Source organism: Bacillus sp. SN1 (assembly GCF_002796895.1).
In the GTDB taxonomy this organism is placed as follows: Bacteria; Bacillota; Bacilli; order Bacillales; family Bacillaceae; genus Bacillus; species Bacillus inaquosorum.
In genome coordinates this window covers 1319051-1334692 of the sequence record NZ_PHIE01000001.1, presented here as the reverse complement: position 1 = coordinate 1334692, position 15642 = coordinate 1319051, and the positions used below count along the sequence as shown (strand labels likewise).

Annotated in this window: 15 protein-coding genes and 1 pseudogene; all 16 read left to right on the top strand. The window is 47.6% G+C overall.

Annotation, left to right across the window (positions count from 1 at the left end; all coding sequences use genetic code 11):
- Nucleotides 1–3: 3 nt before the first annotated feature.
- Nucleotides 4–210, top strand: a pseudogene (locus CVV77_RS22645) (fibronectin type III domain-containing protein); the annotation flags it as partial.
- On the top strand, nt 184–519 hold the full coding sequence (locus CVV77_RS06640; RefSeq protein WP_395940377.1) for an Ig-like domain-containing protein: 336 nt from the start codon (nt 184–186) through the stop codon (nt 517–519). The pseudogene CVV77_RS22645 and the gene CVV77_RS06640, both read left to right, overlap by 27 nt.
- A 2-nt stretch (nt 520–521) precedes the next feature.
- Nucleotides 522–761 carry a head-tail connector protein gene (locus CVV77_RS06635; RefSeq protein ID WP_100274915.1) on the top strand — a complete coding sequence of 80 codons (240 nt, stop codon included), beginning with the start codon at nt 522–524 and terminating at the stop codon, nt 759–761.
- Between the two features lie 5 nt (nt 762–766).
- Nucleotides 767–1108, top strand: a complete 342-nt coding sequence (locus CVV77_RS06630; RefSeq protein WP_100274914.1) for a phage head closure protein — start codon at nt 767–769, stop codon at nt 1106–1108.
- Nucleotides 1105–1533 carry an HK97-gp10 family putative phage morphogenesis protein gene (locus tag CVV77_RS06625; protein WP_250622062.1) on the top strand — a complete coding sequence of 143 codons (429 nt, stop codon included), beginning with the start codon at nt 1105–1107 and terminating at the stop codon, nt 1531–1533. The genes CVV77_RS06630 and CVV77_RS06625 overlap by 4 nt, the downstream gene beginning before the upstream one ends.
- Entirely contained in the window at nt 1530–1874 is a 345-nt protein-coding gene (locus CVV77_RS06620; protein ID WP_100274913.1) for a hypothetical protein, read from the top strand. Before CVV77_RS06625 ends, CVV77_RS06620 begins: the two co-directional genes overlap by 4 nt.
- Before the next feature lie 2 nt (nt 1875–1876).
- Nucleotides 1877–2485, top strand: coding sequence for a major tail protein (locus tag CVV77_RS06615; protein ID WP_088110614.1), 609 nt, complete (start codon nt 1877–1879; stop codon nt 2483–2485).
- A gap of 81 nt (nt 2486–2566) precedes the next feature.
- On the top strand, nt 2567–2905 hold the full coding sequence (gene gpG, locus CVV77_RS06610) for a phage tail assembly chaperone G (RefSeq protein WP_250622063.1): 339 nt from the start codon (nt 2567–2569) through the stop codon (nt 2903–2905).
- Nucleotides 2906–3149: 244 nt separating this feature from the next.
- A complete protein-coding gene (locus tag CVV77_RS06605; protein ID WP_100274912.1) occupies nt 3150–8498 on the top strand; it encodes a phage tail tape measure protein in 5349 nt (1782 codons plus the stop codon).
- On the top strand, nt 8498–9316 hold the full coding sequence (locus CVV77_RS06600) for a phage tail family protein (protein WP_100274911.1): 819 nt from the start codon (nt 8498–8500) through the stop codon (nt 9314–9316). The genes CVV77_RS06605 and CVV77_RS06600 overlap by 1 nt, the downstream gene beginning before the upstream one ends.
- A gap of 9 nt (nt 9317–9325) precedes the next feature.
- The gene (locus CVV77_RS06595) at nt 9326–10855 is read left to right on the top strand and encodes a phage tail protein (RefSeq protein WP_100274910.1); all 1530 of its coding nucleotides are present in this window, start codon (nt 9326–9328) and stop codon (nt 10853–10855) included.
- Between the two features lie 110 nt (nt 10856–10965).
- Nucleotides 10966–13437 (top strand): peptidase G2 autoproteolytic cleavage domain-containing protein, encoded by a 2472-nt coding sequence (locus tag CVV77_RS06590; protein WP_181280837.1) that lies wholly within the window; start codon nt 10966–10968, stop codon nt 13435–13437.
- An 11-nt stretch (nt 13438–13448) separates the two neighbouring features.
- Nucleotides 13449–14816: a phage baseplate upper protein gene (locus CVV77_RS06585; RefSeq protein ID WP_100274908.1), complete on the top strand. Its 1368-nt coding sequence runs from the start codon at nt 13449–13451 to the stop codon at nt 14814–14816.
- Nucleotides 14817–14830: 14 nt separating this feature from the next.
- Complete coding sequence (locus tag CVV77_RS06580) at nt 14831–15115, top strand: hypothetical protein (protein WP_100274907.1); 285 nt, start codon at nt 14831–14833, stop codon at nt 15113–15115.
- Nucleotide 15116: 1 nt separating this feature from the next.
- Nucleotides 15117–15314 carry an XkdX family protein gene (locus CVV77_RS06575; RefSeq protein WP_100274906.1) on the top strand — a complete coding sequence of 66 codons (198 nt, stop codon included), beginning with the start codon at nt 15117–15119 and terminating at the stop codon, nt 15312–15314.
- Between the two features lie 22 nt (nt 15315–15336).
- Nucleotides 15337–15603 carry a hemolysin XhlA family protein gene (locus CVV77_RS06570; protein WP_100274905.1) on the top strand — a complete coding sequence of 89 codons (267 nt, stop codon included), beginning with the start codon at nt 15337–15339 and terminating at the stop codon, nt 15601–15603.
- The last annotated feature ends 39 nt before the right edge of the window (nt 15604–15642 follow it).

Genomic DNA, 15642 nt, shown 5'->3' with positions numbered 1-15642 from the left:
GGGTTAACGGCGACTCCTAAAGACACATCGGTGTCCCTTAGTTGGGACGCCGTAACCTTTAATGGGGGCATCAAAGAATACGAAGTATATAGAGACGGAGTATCAATCGGAACACGCGTAGGAACATCGTTTGCAGACAGCGGTTTGACGCAATTAACTACGTATAAATACCAGGTTCGCGCAATTCCTAACGTCGGTGATCCGTCACCACTTAGCGTTGAGCTTTCGGTTACAACGTTAGCGACCGAACCTACAAGCGTTAACGTAACGGAATCATCTAAGACATTAACGGTCGGCGATACGTACCAGATTAACGCAACGGTTTCGCCAGCAGGCGCAGACCAAAACGTGACCTATACGTCTAGCACCACCGCAACAGCGACCGTATCAAGCTCCGGCTTAGTAACGGCTAAAGCGGCTGGCACAACGACGATCACAGTCGCGTCTAAGGTTAAACCTACGGTTAAGACGACGGTTGCTATTACCGTTAACGAACCGACACCACCGGCAGGTGAATAGCGATGGCTCTTACGCTTGAGGAAGCAAAAGAATACTTGCGGATTGACGGAGATGAGGACGATAACCTCGTCTCCTTTTTTATTTCCGCAGCAGCCAAGCACATGGAAAACGCAGGCGTAAAGGATACCGAATCGGACCTATACAAAATGGCGGCGCTTATCTTTGTTGCGGATGCCTACGAAAATAGGACGACAGCCAACAGCGGAACAAAAATCGCCGGCATCATTCTGCAATTGAGGTGAGCGCTATGGCGGTAAACATCGGAAGTTTTAATAAGCGGATTACGTTTATGCAGTACGCAAACACAACGAATGACGAAGGGTTTGAGATCGAAGGCTGGACGCCAGTTGCTACGGTATGGTCGGCAGTAAAGACGTTACAGGGCCGGGAATATATCGCGGCGGCTACGATTCAGGCCGAGAGAACGACTCGTTTTATCATTCGGTATTCCAAACGGATGAAGTCGCTTCTTAACAATAAGATGCGCGTTAAGTATGACGGCCGAGAGTTCGAGATTAAAAGCATCATCAACGATAACGAAGCGAACGTTACCTTCACGATTATCGGGGAGGAGGTCAACGTTAAGTGAGTTCGAGATCAAACGTTAAAGGAATGCGCGAACTAATGGCAAGGCTTAATCGAATGGGCCGAGAAGCTCAATCAGTTAAGAAAGGCGCTCTCGAAGCCGGTGCTAAACCGGTATTTGACGAGATGGAAGCGCGAAAGCCTAGCGCTCAAAGTAAGATCATGGTCAGCGACGTCAAAAACGACATTATCGAAATCGGACCGAGCGACCTAGACTTTATATCGCGATTCGCTGAGTTCGGCACCAGTCCGCACTTAGAGAAAGCGAAGAACAAAAAGGTCATGAGCGACGGTTCTACGTTTTATGGAAGAGAAGTCGATCATCCCGGACACCAAGCGATGCCTTTCATTGAGCCGTCTTTCAACGCGAAAAAGAACGAAGCACAGCGCGAGATCAGACGCTATTTAGAAAGGGAGTTATTGCGATGAGTGCACGGGCAATCGTTAATTCGGCGCTTAAACCGTTGGGCGTGCCCGTTGTTTTTCTGAAGTATCGCGGAGAGGACGAAACGTATATCCGTTTTTTCTTCTACGACGAGAAGAGCGCACTCAATGCGGAAGATGCCGAGGAAACAACGGGATTTTACGTTCAAGTTGATATTTATACGAAGGACCCTAGCGAATACGCACGACTAGAAACCGGCGTTAAGAAACAGCTCGTTGACGCGGGCTTTGGTCGCTTAGGGCAGTACGACCTATACGAAAACGAAACGGAGATATACCACAAGGTGCTCCGTTTTTATTATGCGCAAAATACAGAGGAGGAATAAATTTGGCAGGAACACGGGTTGGTTTACGTGACGTTTACTTTGCGAAATTGATTAAGGATGACGAAACAGGCGTCAGTTACGACGTACCAGTAAAAGTTGGTAAAGCGATCGAAGCGTCAGTTTCACCGAACACAAACAGCGAAACTTTGAATGCAGATGACGGACCGTCTGAAATCGAGACAGCTTTCGGAGGAACTGAAATCGAAATCGGAGTCGATCAGCTATCTCATGACGTACAGGCGCTTTTACTTGGTCACACCATTAATGCTGATGGCGTACTCGAAAAGAAAGCAACAGATCTAGCGCCGTATGGCGCATTGTTGTTCAGGGCGCAAGTGTCTGGCGGAGGTTATAAGTTATACGCATTCTATAAAGGGAAATTCCAGCTGCAAGAAGAATCTTTCGCGACTAAAACAGATAGTCCGGAATTCCAAACAGACTCAATCACAGGAACATTTATGCGTCGTGCGTACGATGAAGTTTGGTCGCGTTCTGTATTTACGGAAGGAGAAGGAGTTAATAAAACAGTCGTTAACGAATGGTTCACGAAAGTTTACGAGCCTACTACGTCTGCACCTGCGCCGGCTCCGGAAGAAAACACAGGGGCTTAATAGATTTATAACTGAGAGTTCGGCTATGGCCGGCTCTCTTTTTATTTGACTACTTAAAACAAAAATTAGGAGAGTGTTCATATGCAAATTACATTACTTATCGACGGTGAAGAAAAAGTATTTAGCGCGCCATTCATTAAAGGAAGAATGCTTCGCGAAGCTATTAAACTTTCGAAAACAAGCAATTTCGATGACCTGGACGTCGGCGATCTTGATAACCTCGTTGATTACGTTGTTCGCGTGTATGACGGTCAGTTTTCGCTTGACGATTTCTATGACGGCATTTCTTCCGAAAAAATGATCAGCACGATTTCTGACACGATCCAAGGCGTGGTCGGAACGGTTAATGCGGGCGTTGAACCGCAAGAAGCTGCGAAAGGTGAAGGCGAAGCCACTGCGGAGACTCCGGCAAAAAACTAACGCCGGGGTACCTTTTCCCCTTAGACTTCCTCGAAAAGCTCGAACACGACATTAAAAAGCTTTATCTCGACAGCATGGAACGGCCGCAAGATATTTATTACCTCGATGAAATGGACATCGGTTGGCTTTTCGAACTCATGCAATACTCGGACAACGGAAAGACCAGCAAATCCGGTTCAATGGGCGGCGGTAAGAAGGAAGTCTATATCGATCAGGTACTCGGTTTTTAGAAAGGAGGTAAAGCATGGCAGAATCACTCGGCTCCTTGCGCGTCAGTATCGGGTTAGAAAGCGCTGACCTTACGCGGGGACTTGCGGATATCAACCGTAAACTCGGCGCGTTAAACAGCGAATTCAAATCGACGATGGCAGGCGCAGGTAAATTTGATAACAGCCTCGATACCCTAAACCAAAAAGCCAACGTACTGAACCGTACGATGCAAGTGCACAAAGCGAAACTATCCGATCTTAAACGTCAATACGAAGAGAGCGCGCGAACCAAAGGGAAAGATGCGGCTGCCTCCGTTAAGCTACTAACACAGTACAACAAAGCTTTAGCGGCAATGAAAAAGACCGAGGATCAACTCGACCTTGTCAATAAGCGAATAAAGGAGCAGAGCACAGGCTTCGCGCAGCTAGGCGCCAAGCTAAACGCGAGTGTCAGTACAATTACGACGAAATTGCGTGCGCTAGATGCGGCGTTTAAAGCGTCAACGGCGGGCGTTGATAACTTCGGATCGACCTCGGACCAACTGAGGCAGAAAGCCGACCACTTAAATAAATCGATTGATCTTCAGCAGCAGCGCCTTAAAGACCTTCGCCGTTTATATCTCGAATCTAAACGCGCAAAAGGTGAGGACGCGCAGGAAACGCAAGAACTTAGCGCACGTATGAACGAAGCGACCGCACAGCTTCGTGAAACGCAGGCGCAATTAAGAGCGACTAACACGCAAATTGATCAGCAAGCTAACGCATGGCATCGGATGGGAACACGTGCACAAGAGAGCGGCGAGAATCTTCGGACGGTCGGCGGTAATCTGCAGTCGATCGGATCGGAAATCGCGACATCATTCGGCGCAGCAACATTAGCGGTCGGTGGAGCGCTAGGCCTGGCGACTAAGAAATCGATGGACTTCGAACAGCAAATGTCGAATGTTAAATCGGTAATGGATCCGGCTGAAGCGAATAAATACAGCGATGCTTTGACGAACTTAGCGGTTAAGCTCGGTGCTGATACGAAATACAGCGCGTTAGAAGCTGCGCAAGGGATGGAAGAACTCGTTAAAGCCGGCGTATCAACGAAGGATATTATGGACGGCGGACTCTCCGGTGCGCTTTCGTTAGCAACGGCGGGCGGCCTCGAATTGGCAGACGCAGCGGAAATCGCATCGACTGCGCTTAATGCTTTCAAAGACGATAACCTCAGCGTATCTAAAGCGGCTGATATCCTTGCCGGAGCAGCCAACGCATCCGCAACATCAGTCGAGGAAATGAAATACGGTCTTTCGATGACGTCTGCGGTAGCTGCCGGAATGGGACTATCGTTTAAAGATACGTCGACTGCGTTGGCTGTTTTCGCGCAGAACGGACTAAAAGGTTCGGACGCTGGTACGTCACTTAAGACGATGCTCAGCCGCTTGGTTCCGATGACTAAAGCGTCTTACGAAACGATGTCCGAACTGGGTCTCGTAACGCTGGATACGACCAAAGCCTACCAGCAAATGGCGGATAAAGGATTCAAGCCGGCCAGTAAAGATTTAGGCGATATTTATGACGCGCTTAATAAATACGTTGCAAAAACGTCGGGCGCTAAGGAAGGAACCGATAAGTTCTCGAAGGCGTTCGATAAAGCTACGAAAAACCTAGGAATTATGGATAACAAGTTTTTCGATGCGAACGGTAATATCCGCAGCATGACGGAAATCTCTGGAGAACTTTCGAAAGCGCTCGATGGAATGTCTGCGAAGGATAAGCAAGAAGCTCTTTATAATATTTTCGGATCTGACGCGATCCGCGGCGCTTTAATTCTCGGTAAGCAGGGCGCCAAAGGCTTCGATGACATGGCGAAAGCGATGGACAAAATCAAAGCGGCAGACGTTGCCGCCGAGCGTATGAACAACTTAAAAGGGCGGATCGAGGAGCTTTCGGGCGCATTCGAGACAGCGCAGATAAATATCGGTAGTGCACTTACTCCGGTAGTTTCAGCGCTTGTTGGCGTGCTTCAAAAAGTCGTCGACGCATTCAATAACTTATCGCCAGGAATGCAGAAGTTTATCGCAATCACTATGGCGGTAGTTGCGGCAATCCTCGGGGTCGTAACCGTTCTCGGCGTCTTATTGGCCGGTATAGGCGGGGCGCTAATCGGACTAGGTTCGTTACAAGTTGCGTGGGGGATGCTTTCCGTTCAAATTGCGGCGGCCGGCGGAATGATGGGTATATTTACGTCAGTCTTAGCAGCATTAACGAGTCCAATCTCGTTAACAATAGCGGGCATTACAGCGTTAGTGACCGTTTTTGTACTCGTATATAAACATTCGGAGCAGTTGCAGAAGCTTCTCGGTATAGTGTTTAACGGAATAAAAGCCGGCGCTATGGTCGCATATGAAGGTGCGAAGGCAGCATTCGACGGAATAGTCGCGGTGGTCGATCGTGTAGCAGCGTATTTACTCGAAAAAGGACCGGCTATGTGGAACGGATTCGCCGCCGGAGCAGTTAACATAGGAACCGCAATTCAAAGCGGATTCAGTGCGGCGGTCAGCACTATAGGTTCGTTCTTTTACTCGATCGGACAAAAAGCATCGCAATTCTTCGGCCAAGGAGTCGCAGATAAAGTATCGGATGCAGCAGGCGTCTTTTTTGCGCAACTCAAGACGGCTTTTTCAAGCGTAAGTGGCGTTGTTTCTATCGTTGCGCCAACGATCACAGCGTTTGGATTAGCGTTAGCGGGCGTTTCGGGTCCGATCGGCTTTGCGATTACGGCGCTGGTAAGCTTGACCGGATTTTTATTCCGTCTTTACCAATCGAACGAACAATTCCGGGCATCGGTTACAACTGTTTGGACGCAAGTATCAAGCGTAATCAGTAGCGCAATGACCGCGTTGCAGCCGGTATTTGATGCGTTTAGTCAATACTTCGGAGAGATAGCGGCTGAACTAGCGCCACAGTTTGCAGAAACGATGAACGTGATGGTTACGAGTCTTGCTACGTTAAAGCCGGCATTTGCGGACTTAGGCGCAGCAATTGCAGAGCTCGGACCAGCATTCGCGCAATTAGGTACGACGTTTGTAAGTTTAGCGGGAACGTTGGGCGTTGCATTTTCGGATGCAGTCGTTCAAATTACGCCTTTACTCGGACAATTGGCTAGTGCTTTTGCGCAAGTACTTCCCGGGATCATTAGCCTGGTCAGCGGGTTAGTAAGCGTATGGGTACAGGTCCAAGGTACGTTGCTACAGGTCATTACAGCAATTGTAACGGCAGTTCTTCCGGTACTCGTCGAAGGATTTACGTCATTACTTCCGATTATTTTAAGCATTGTTCAAGCGGTATTCCCGATAGCTTTAAGTCTTATTAAAGCGATTATTCCAGTGATTCAGATGATCGCAACTACAGTTCTGCCAATTTTATTGAGCGCGGTTCAGGCGATTTTCCCGGTCGTTCTAGCAGTGATAAAAGCAGCGATGCCTGTCGTGGTTGTTATCATCCAGTTAGTTGCATCAGTTATTAAGGATCTGGTAGTTAATGTACTTCCGTTAATTTTGGAAGTTGTAAAAGCTGTCTTTCCGTTAATAGTCCCAATCATCCAAGCAGCTGCGCAAATTATCATAACTGTCCTAAATGCGGCCGCAGTGATTATCAAAACTGTTTTAATTCCTGCCATAAAGTTTATTCTGAGCATTGTTCAAGCGGTATTCCCAGTAATAATATCCGTCATTAGGACCGCGTTAAATATAGTGACGAACGTAATCAAATTGTTCTCGGCTTTGTTAAAAGGAAACTGGAAAGCTGCATGGAACGCAGTACTTGGAATTTTAAAAGCTATATTCTCGCCAATTGTAAAATTGGTAACTAACATGGGGAAAGCAATTTCCGACAAGTGGACTTACGTTAAGAACAAGATTGCTCTTTTAACTTTCGAGATGAAAAAGAAAGTAATGGAAAGATTCAATAGCATCGTTGATGGCGCAAAAAAACTTCCCGGAAGAATTGGCGACGGAATCAAAAGTATGGCCAATAAAGCGGTTAACGGCGTCAAAGCTCTCGGAAACAAAATGATCGGCGGCTTTGAAGGCATCGTAAACGGACTAACGCAAAAAGGTATCAATAAGGTTCTCGGACTAATCGGCGTTGATAAAAAGCACTATATTCCGAAGTTAGAAATTCCTAGATACGCGAAAGGTACGGCAGCGGGCGGTCACCCAGGCGGTCCCGCGATCCTTGGCGATGGCGGCGGGCCTGAGTTATTCCGCACACCTTCCGGATTCACCGGTCTAAGCCCCGGTAGAGACACGCTATTTAATTTGCCGAAAGGAACGCAAGTACTTCCGCATGACATGACGAAAAAGCTTATCGCGCAGGGGGTTCCGGCCTTTAAGAACGGTACGAAAAAGAAAAACCTATTCGAAAAAGGCATCGACGCGGTATCAGGCGCGAAAGACACCGTTGTTAATGTCGCGAAGGGCGCCGTTAGCAAAGTCAAAGAATTCGCGTTTGACGTATGGGAATACGTTTCAGATCCGAAAAAGCTAGTTTCGAAGGTTGTCGGCAGCCTCGGCCTAAAGCTTCCGGAAATCTCTGGTGTATTCGGCAACATGGCGAAAGGAGCCTACGAAAAGGTTAAATCGTCGATGGTCGGTTTCGTTAAGAAGCAGATCGATGATTTTGGCGGCGGCTTTGGAAGCGGAGAAAAAGCGACTGGCAACGTTAAGCAGTGGATTCGTAAAGCTATGTCCGTTACGAAAGTTCCGAGCGATTGGTTCGGTCCGTTAACAACTATCGCGATGAAGGAATCCGGAGGAAGAACCGGCCCCTCTACGATCAACAAGTGGGACAGCAACTGGGCACGCGGAACGCCGTCGATGGGTCTTATGCAGACGATTAGACCGACGTTTGATGCGTACAAGATGAAGGGAATGGACGACATCATGAATCCGGTCCACAACGCGGTTGCAGCTATCCGGTATATCATTTCGAGGTACAAAACGGTTTTCAATGTTCCTGGTATCAAGTCAATGCGCTCGGGCGGCCCGTACAAAGGCTACAAAATCGGAGATATTGTAACGCAGAAACAGCTCGCTTGGGTAGCGGAAGAAGGGCCGGAAGCGGTTATTCCGTTAAAGAACAACCGTCAACGAGCGCTTCAGCTTTATAAGGAAACCGGTAAGAAACTAGGCGTAGAAAGCGGAACAGATCAGACGGTTGTAGCGAACCTACTTGAGCGATTAGTTAGCGTAGAACAACGATCCTTAGCGGCACTCAATATAATCGCGCAAAAAGATCCTAGTGTACGAATAGACAAGGATGCTTTAACTAACTATGTCGACAGCTCTCAGGCGCAGCAAGCTACGATGAAAAGATTATTTAGGGGTGATCGGTAGTGCATCTAATAATTACCAAAAACGGTGAGACGATCGATCACCGTAATTTCGGTTTGCGGCTCCTAAGTTTTCGTAAGGACTCGTTAACCCATCGGACAGATCTTCAGGAAATAGACGGCCGCGACGGATCAATCGATATGGGTACGACCTTCGATGTCCGAAAATTAACGGCCGTCTTTCTTTTTAAAGGCGTTGACCATCTCGACTATCATTTGTTACTAGACGAAATATACGATCTATTTGCAACGAAAAGCGAAATGGAAATTATAGATTCGCGCCAGCCCGGAAAGGTTTGGTCCTTAAAAGTAAGCAGCACGTACGAGCCGGAAGATATTACGCCGAGGAGCGGAAAACTTACGGTAGAGTTTACGGCTGCTTTTCCTTTTGCGGCTTCTTTAGGTTCAACGCTCGACCCGTTAACGTTTAGCTCCGATAAGTGGCAAGTCGCGCAGGGTATGTTGCCATCGGACGATTTATCGTATCGACACAAAACGAATAGGTTCCGAATCTATAACGCAGGTAATGTAACAATCGATCCATCCGAAGACGTACCGTTAGATATCGTTTATAAAGGCGCCTCGACCAATTTTAAGATCGTCAATAAAACGACTAATCAAACGGTTTCCTATTCGGGGAGTTCCGTCTCTACCGATATGCTTAAGCTCGAAGGCCTTCGACATTTGAAAAACGGCACAAGCATATACGCGAACACAAACCGAGGCTACATTTCGCTTGCGCCCGGATGGAACGAAATCGAACTTTCTGGAACGACAGGAAGATTCGAAATATCTTTCGATTTTCACTATTTATATAAGTAGGTGCGGGCGATGGCTATTTTAGCGGTAAAAGATCTATCAGGAATCGCGGAGCCTTTGCCGGGCTTCTATGCGACGCGAAGTAACGGAATCGAAGGCGAAAAAACGTTAAGCGTAACGGGGTACAAAACGGATCTTAATCAATACGGATACAAACTTGTTAAAAACGAAAACATCCTTATTTATAAAGACGAAGAATACATTATCAAAACACACAAGGAAAAAACGTTTAAAAATGGTGTAGGTGTCGAGGTAACGGCACTTCACCGTATATTCGACGACTTGATAAACTATCGAATTTACGAAGAGAAATCGGGCACGATGCGAATAGATGCGATGCTCGATTTTTCGTTAAAAGGTACCGGCTATACGTACGAAGTGGATAATACGGACCTACCGACATCAGTCGAAGTTCAGAACTTCGGATGGGATAATTCGCTAGCTTTACTGCGAAGCATTCTCGAAAAATTCGGCGCAGAATTTGATTACGTCGGAAAGCATATTTTCATTGCGAAAAAGATCGGAAGCAAAAAAGACGAACCTTTTCTGCGGTATAAATACAACGTTAGTCAGCCGGAGAAAGAAATAGATACTAGCAGTTTCGCGACATACATTCGCGGCTACGGTAAGCAAAAAGATGACGGCACCTACGTTGTGCAGGCGGAGTATACAAGTCCCTTAGCATCGATCTACGGAATAAAGCACGCTGAGCCGGTAAAGGACGATAGATTTACGGATAAAGCTTCGTTACTAGCGGAGATGAAAAGCAAACTTGGCGACAGTATGGAGATATCGTTAACATTTACGGCTATTGAACTCGCAAATATGGGATTCACAGACGTAAGAAAAGGCGATTATCTGTGGTGCGTAATTGAGCCGTTTGATATTAACGTTCAGCTGCGCGTCTTAACTATCGAAGATTATTCGAACGATAAAAAGCCACCGGTATTTACATTCGGATCAGTTACGAAAAAGGCTTCGGATTTAATTGCGGACTTTGATACGACAAAGAAAACCGTTGATAAAGTAATCGATCCTTCGACAGGCACGATTAAGACGAGCGCAATCAACACGTCAGGCTTGGCGCTAAAGAGCGATCTAGATGCTCACGTAAAAAACACGGATATACACGTGACTGCTGCGCAAAAGGTATCGTGGGACTCGAAGGAAACCGGGGGAGCGGCGGCCGCATTAGAAGCGCGTCTACCGAATATAACGTGGGCGGCTCCGGTATTTAAAAATGGATGGGCGCAGTACACCGATGCTTCCGGTACTTACCCGGTTCAGTACGGTAAGGATATGATCGGAACGGTGGTATTGCGAGGTGTTGCAAAAGGCGGTACCATCGGAACCACTACGCCAGTTTACACACTGCCGGTAGGCTTTCGGCCAGCTTATCCGCATCACTTTACCGGATCAGCAGGCGTTGGTTTTATTTATACCGGCGTTATAAAAACGAACGGCGATGTTTGTATCGAAAGTAGCACGAACACAACTTCGAATGCTTTTATCGCAATCAACACGCAATTTAAAGCGAATTAAACGGAGGTGAGCGCGTGGGGAAATATTCATATAAGAAAGCGGATACCGGCGGATTTAATCGTCAGTATATTAAAGACTATAACCAGAACCTCGGAGACATCGGCAACGACATGCTCGAATTGAGCAACGGACTGAGCCGACATAAAACCGATGAGCACGCCCATACGTCAGATCAAATCGATCATGGCGGCTTTTCTTTGCGCAATTATATAGACGGGTTATATACACGCATAAGAAATCTTATTTTGAACGCGGATGGAACTAACGTAAAAGAAGTTGTAGATGCGCGCGTAGGAACTGACGGAGAGGTAGCGCCGTTATTAAAAGAACGGCTTGATCGCGAATACCTTAAGCTTCTTCAGAAGATCAAGAGGACGGTTAACGTCGATGACTTCGGAGCAGACCCGACGGGTACTACCGATAGTACAGAAGCGTTTCAGAAGGCGATCGGCGCAGGTAAAGTACGAGTGAAATTGTCGGCCGGTACCTACATCGTAAAGGGCGTTAAGCTTCCTTCGTGGACGTATCTGATCGGCGAAGGTATGGGTGTCACAACGCTAAAGCTTCACGAAGACACGCCAGCGAGTGAATGGGTAATCACGAATGCGGACCACGCAAATGGTAACCGAAATATTACTGTCGAAGGTATGACGTTGGACTGGAACCCGGATCGTCAAGGCGGAGTCGGGGCAACGGGGGGCTTACACTCGAGCGGTTTAACACTCGCACAGGTTAAGTTCGGCATCGTACGCGAAGTGGAAAGTATTAATCCGGGGCTTCATAGTTTCGATGCTTCAGCGCCAACTTACGATATTAGCGCAACGGATTATACGCAACAAGGCTGCCGATACATTTGGTTCGATCGCTGCGTCGGTTCAGGTTACGGGGATGACGGGATTTCTACGCACTATAGCGAGTATATTTTTATCACGAACTGTATTATGACGAACCCGCGAGGAACTGCGCATGAAGACGGAAGAGCTAACTCGAACGGCATCGAAATTGATGACGGGTCTAAGAACGTATGGGTTATCGATTGTTACACCGAAGGTAACGTAAGGGGCGTTGAAGTAAAAGCACACGCAGCTTGGCCGGCTTCTCAAAACGTTCACATTCGCGGACACGAATCTTATCACGATATTCGGGCGTACGATTTGCGGCACATCGGCCACCACTTAGCGAGCGAGCCGTGGAGTGAGACTGCGCGCGACGTTACCTTGATCGATTGCACAGCGCGAGAACCTATTTATAGCGACTTGTATGCCGGACTTGCTCCAAAGGCGCTCGTTATTTCGGCGTACCAACGTGTCCTTGTTTCAGATTTCCGAGCAATTGGCGATCCTACCTACGACTACAAAGGTACGGATATTATTGCGTTCCAATATAAAAGCCGCAAGATTAATGTCAACGGCCTCCAAGTGACCGGATTTGCTACGGCGGGCTCAGACATTCATATTTACGGTGGAGATCAGCGTACGGATGACGTTCATATCTCAAACTTTACAATACACGATTCGGCGCCCGTAGGCATCGCAATTGGAGGCGGGGTTTATTACGTAACGTTGCTTAACGGTCTGGCCCACACGCGAGGAGGAACGGCCGGTATTACTTCACCGAATAATCAGGCGAACATTATCGCGGTTCGTGCGGTAGGTTACACGGACGCAGCAGTATTAGCCGGTCAAAAGTACAAGGCGGTTCCGAACAACCTGAAAGGCGGATTTAGGGCGGCGGCTTCCTCCGGTTCACCTTTAACGGACACAAGCGCTATCATCGCCGGCTCAGGTACAATTATCGCGAAAGGTGAGCGGAACTTTATAGCAGGCGTAGCTGGCGGTGCAACAACGGAAGGTTCGCGTAACGGCGTTTTGTATTCGTGGAATTCGCACACGAAAGGCGAGAGCGGTTCTTCAGTAGTAATTGCGTCAAAAAACGTAATAAACACGAAAGAATACACCGTCGGTTTAGGTCACGGAGACGGCGATCCGTCGGAAGCGAACAAGAAAATCGAACTGGACGCAATGAACGGAAGAGTTCGAGCAACGGGCGCAATTGAAAGTGCTTCGAATCTGCAAGACTTCGGAGAATACTTCGAATCTATTGACGGCAAGAAGATTGACGCTTCATATCTCGTAACGCTGGAAGGCGACAAGATTCGAAAAGCCGATGCTGGCGATAAGGTTCTTGGCGTAGTGTCGAAAACGGCCGGTCTGGTGCTCGGTGGAGCTGCGTTTTATTGGAACGATCGCTATCTGCGGGATGAATTCGGCGAGCTTATTTATCGTGAAATTTACGAAGATGGCCGTCTGGTTACGGTTCCAGCAGAAAACCCGGAATACGATCCGACAGTCGAATATACGCCGCGTGAGGAAAGAGACGAATGGCATGTTATCGGTCTTATCGGTCAGGTGTTCGTTCGTATCGATTCTACGGTTGAGGTAGGCGATAGCGTAACGGCTGTTGATGGGATCGCGACGAAAGCGGAATCAAGCGGATACGGAACGGTCATGAAAATTAAAACGCCTTATAACGCAGAAAAAGGATACGGTGTAGCGCAAATGATCGTTACACCGCAGCACTAGGAGGTTCGATAATGATTTATAACGATGCGGAACAGTCGTTTGAAATTACCGCCTCAACCAAACGAAAAATAACTACCGGTATTCAATTCAGTACGCAAGACATCGGGACGGCAAAAATAACGTTCAGGCTGACGAAGGACGGCGAACCTTTGCCGATCTCAAACGCAACACACGGCAAGCTATTCATGCGAATGGCGGACGGTAGCGAGTTTTATGTTAATACGGAAGTCGGGGACGCTTTTGAGGGCGTCCTTTTTTACGTCCTGACCGACGATCAAATTCGGCACTCCGGAACTGTGATGGCAGAGCTTTACGTTAGTTATGACAACGGGCAGAGCCTAAGCGTCCACAAATTTTCGTTCGAAATTGATAAGGCGCTCGTCGATGCCAGTATCGCGCCACTTGCGGAATACTATATCGAAGATTTCGAAGATCTGAAGGCGGATATCAACAAAACTACGGATGAGATCAACCAAACACTCAACGAAATAAAAGCGAAGTTTAACGAGTTCGAGAACATCGAAACAAAGGCCGGTGCCCAAGAGAAAGCGAATGCAGCGGAAGCAAACGCGAAAGCTTATACGGACCTACACACAATTAAAACGGACAATCCGCATAAGGTTACGAAAGCTCAGGTCGGCCTAGCTAACGTTGATAATGTAAAACAGGCGGCAAAGACGGATTTCGATACGCATGTCGCGGATAATATACGGCATATCACGGCTGATGAGCGAACAAAGTGGAACGGAAGCCAGTTAGTTAAAATAACGAATGATGTCGGAAGCTTTCTCGTCTCAATAGGTGACACTGACGATTTTTATACGAAGATTACTCAAAGCGGGAGACGGTTCGGAACTTTTTATTCCACGGGCAAGGCAGCAAACGCACCTTCTACTAACTCTACGCGAGGCTTTTTTCATATGACCGCAACCGATAGTAATGGTTTAGGTACGTTCGGCTACGTTATCGCAGTTGATTATCAAAATAACATGTTTACGAATTATTTAAACACGGATTCAGGATGGCACGGGTGGCGTCGCGTTTTAACTTCGTCTGACTTATCACCGACATGGAATAACGTAACCCTTATAAACGGAGCAACGCAGGACACGAGTAGACCGTTCAAATTCTCTGTCAGCAACAACGTTCTGTGGCTGCGCGGATCTTTCGGAACTCTTCCAACTACCGGAACATCTGTCGCAAAATTCACGAACAAACCGACGCAGCTAGTCGATTTTGTCGTACCGACGATCGGATCTTATGGTACTGCTCGATTTTCCTTAACGACTGACGGCGATCTAAGATATGACGGTATGGTGGCGAACGATAGCGCAAGCGTGTCGCGAGTTTCATTTAACATCGGAATTCCACTATGGTAACGGAGGTGATGAGTATGCACGTTCTTTTCTACGATGATAACTTCAAGTATGACGGCGAAGCTGATATCGAAATAAACACGGAAGCAGGCGAGGAGCTGCCGCCAAATTGTACAACTGCGTTAATCCCCGCTGGATTATATGATCCGAAGTATGATCCGAAAAAAGGCGTTTGGGTTGAGTCGGCAACGCAAGACTATATTGACAGTGTGAAGCCTCCAGCACCGAAACCAAGCGAAATTGAAGTCCTGTCTCAACAGGTCGCAGATCTATATTACCTAATTGCGATGGGAGGAGCGTAATGTGATAGATTGGTTCACGTACATCAAGGGGTTTTATGAAACAGGTCGATGGACGAAAAAACAAGTTTATGATGTCGTTGCCGTAGGCCGCATCACGCCGGAACAATACGAAGAAATTACCGGAGAACCGTATGATCCTAATACGCCTCCCAGCGAAGGGCCTTCTGGGGCGACTGACGGATCTACTGGGGCTGAGTAAATAACGGAAAGGAGGCGGCCCAATGCCGGAGCCGAGTAACAACGAGCTCAACGATAAAATAGCGGACATTCGCGAGTGGCTTGTTCGGATAGACACCAAGGTCGATTTTTTTAACGAAGTCAAAACGAAGGCTGAACGTGCTGACGAGAAGTCCGAAGAAGCCTTGACGTTGGCGAAAGAGAATCGCGCAGATATAGCGGACATGAAAGCTAATACGAAATGGGTATGGGGCGTGATGCTAACCGTAGTAGGGATGTTGCTTACGGTAGGTATCGCGCTTTTTACGTAAATAGGTGCAGTACGCCCGTCAGGTGAGAGTCCCGGCGGG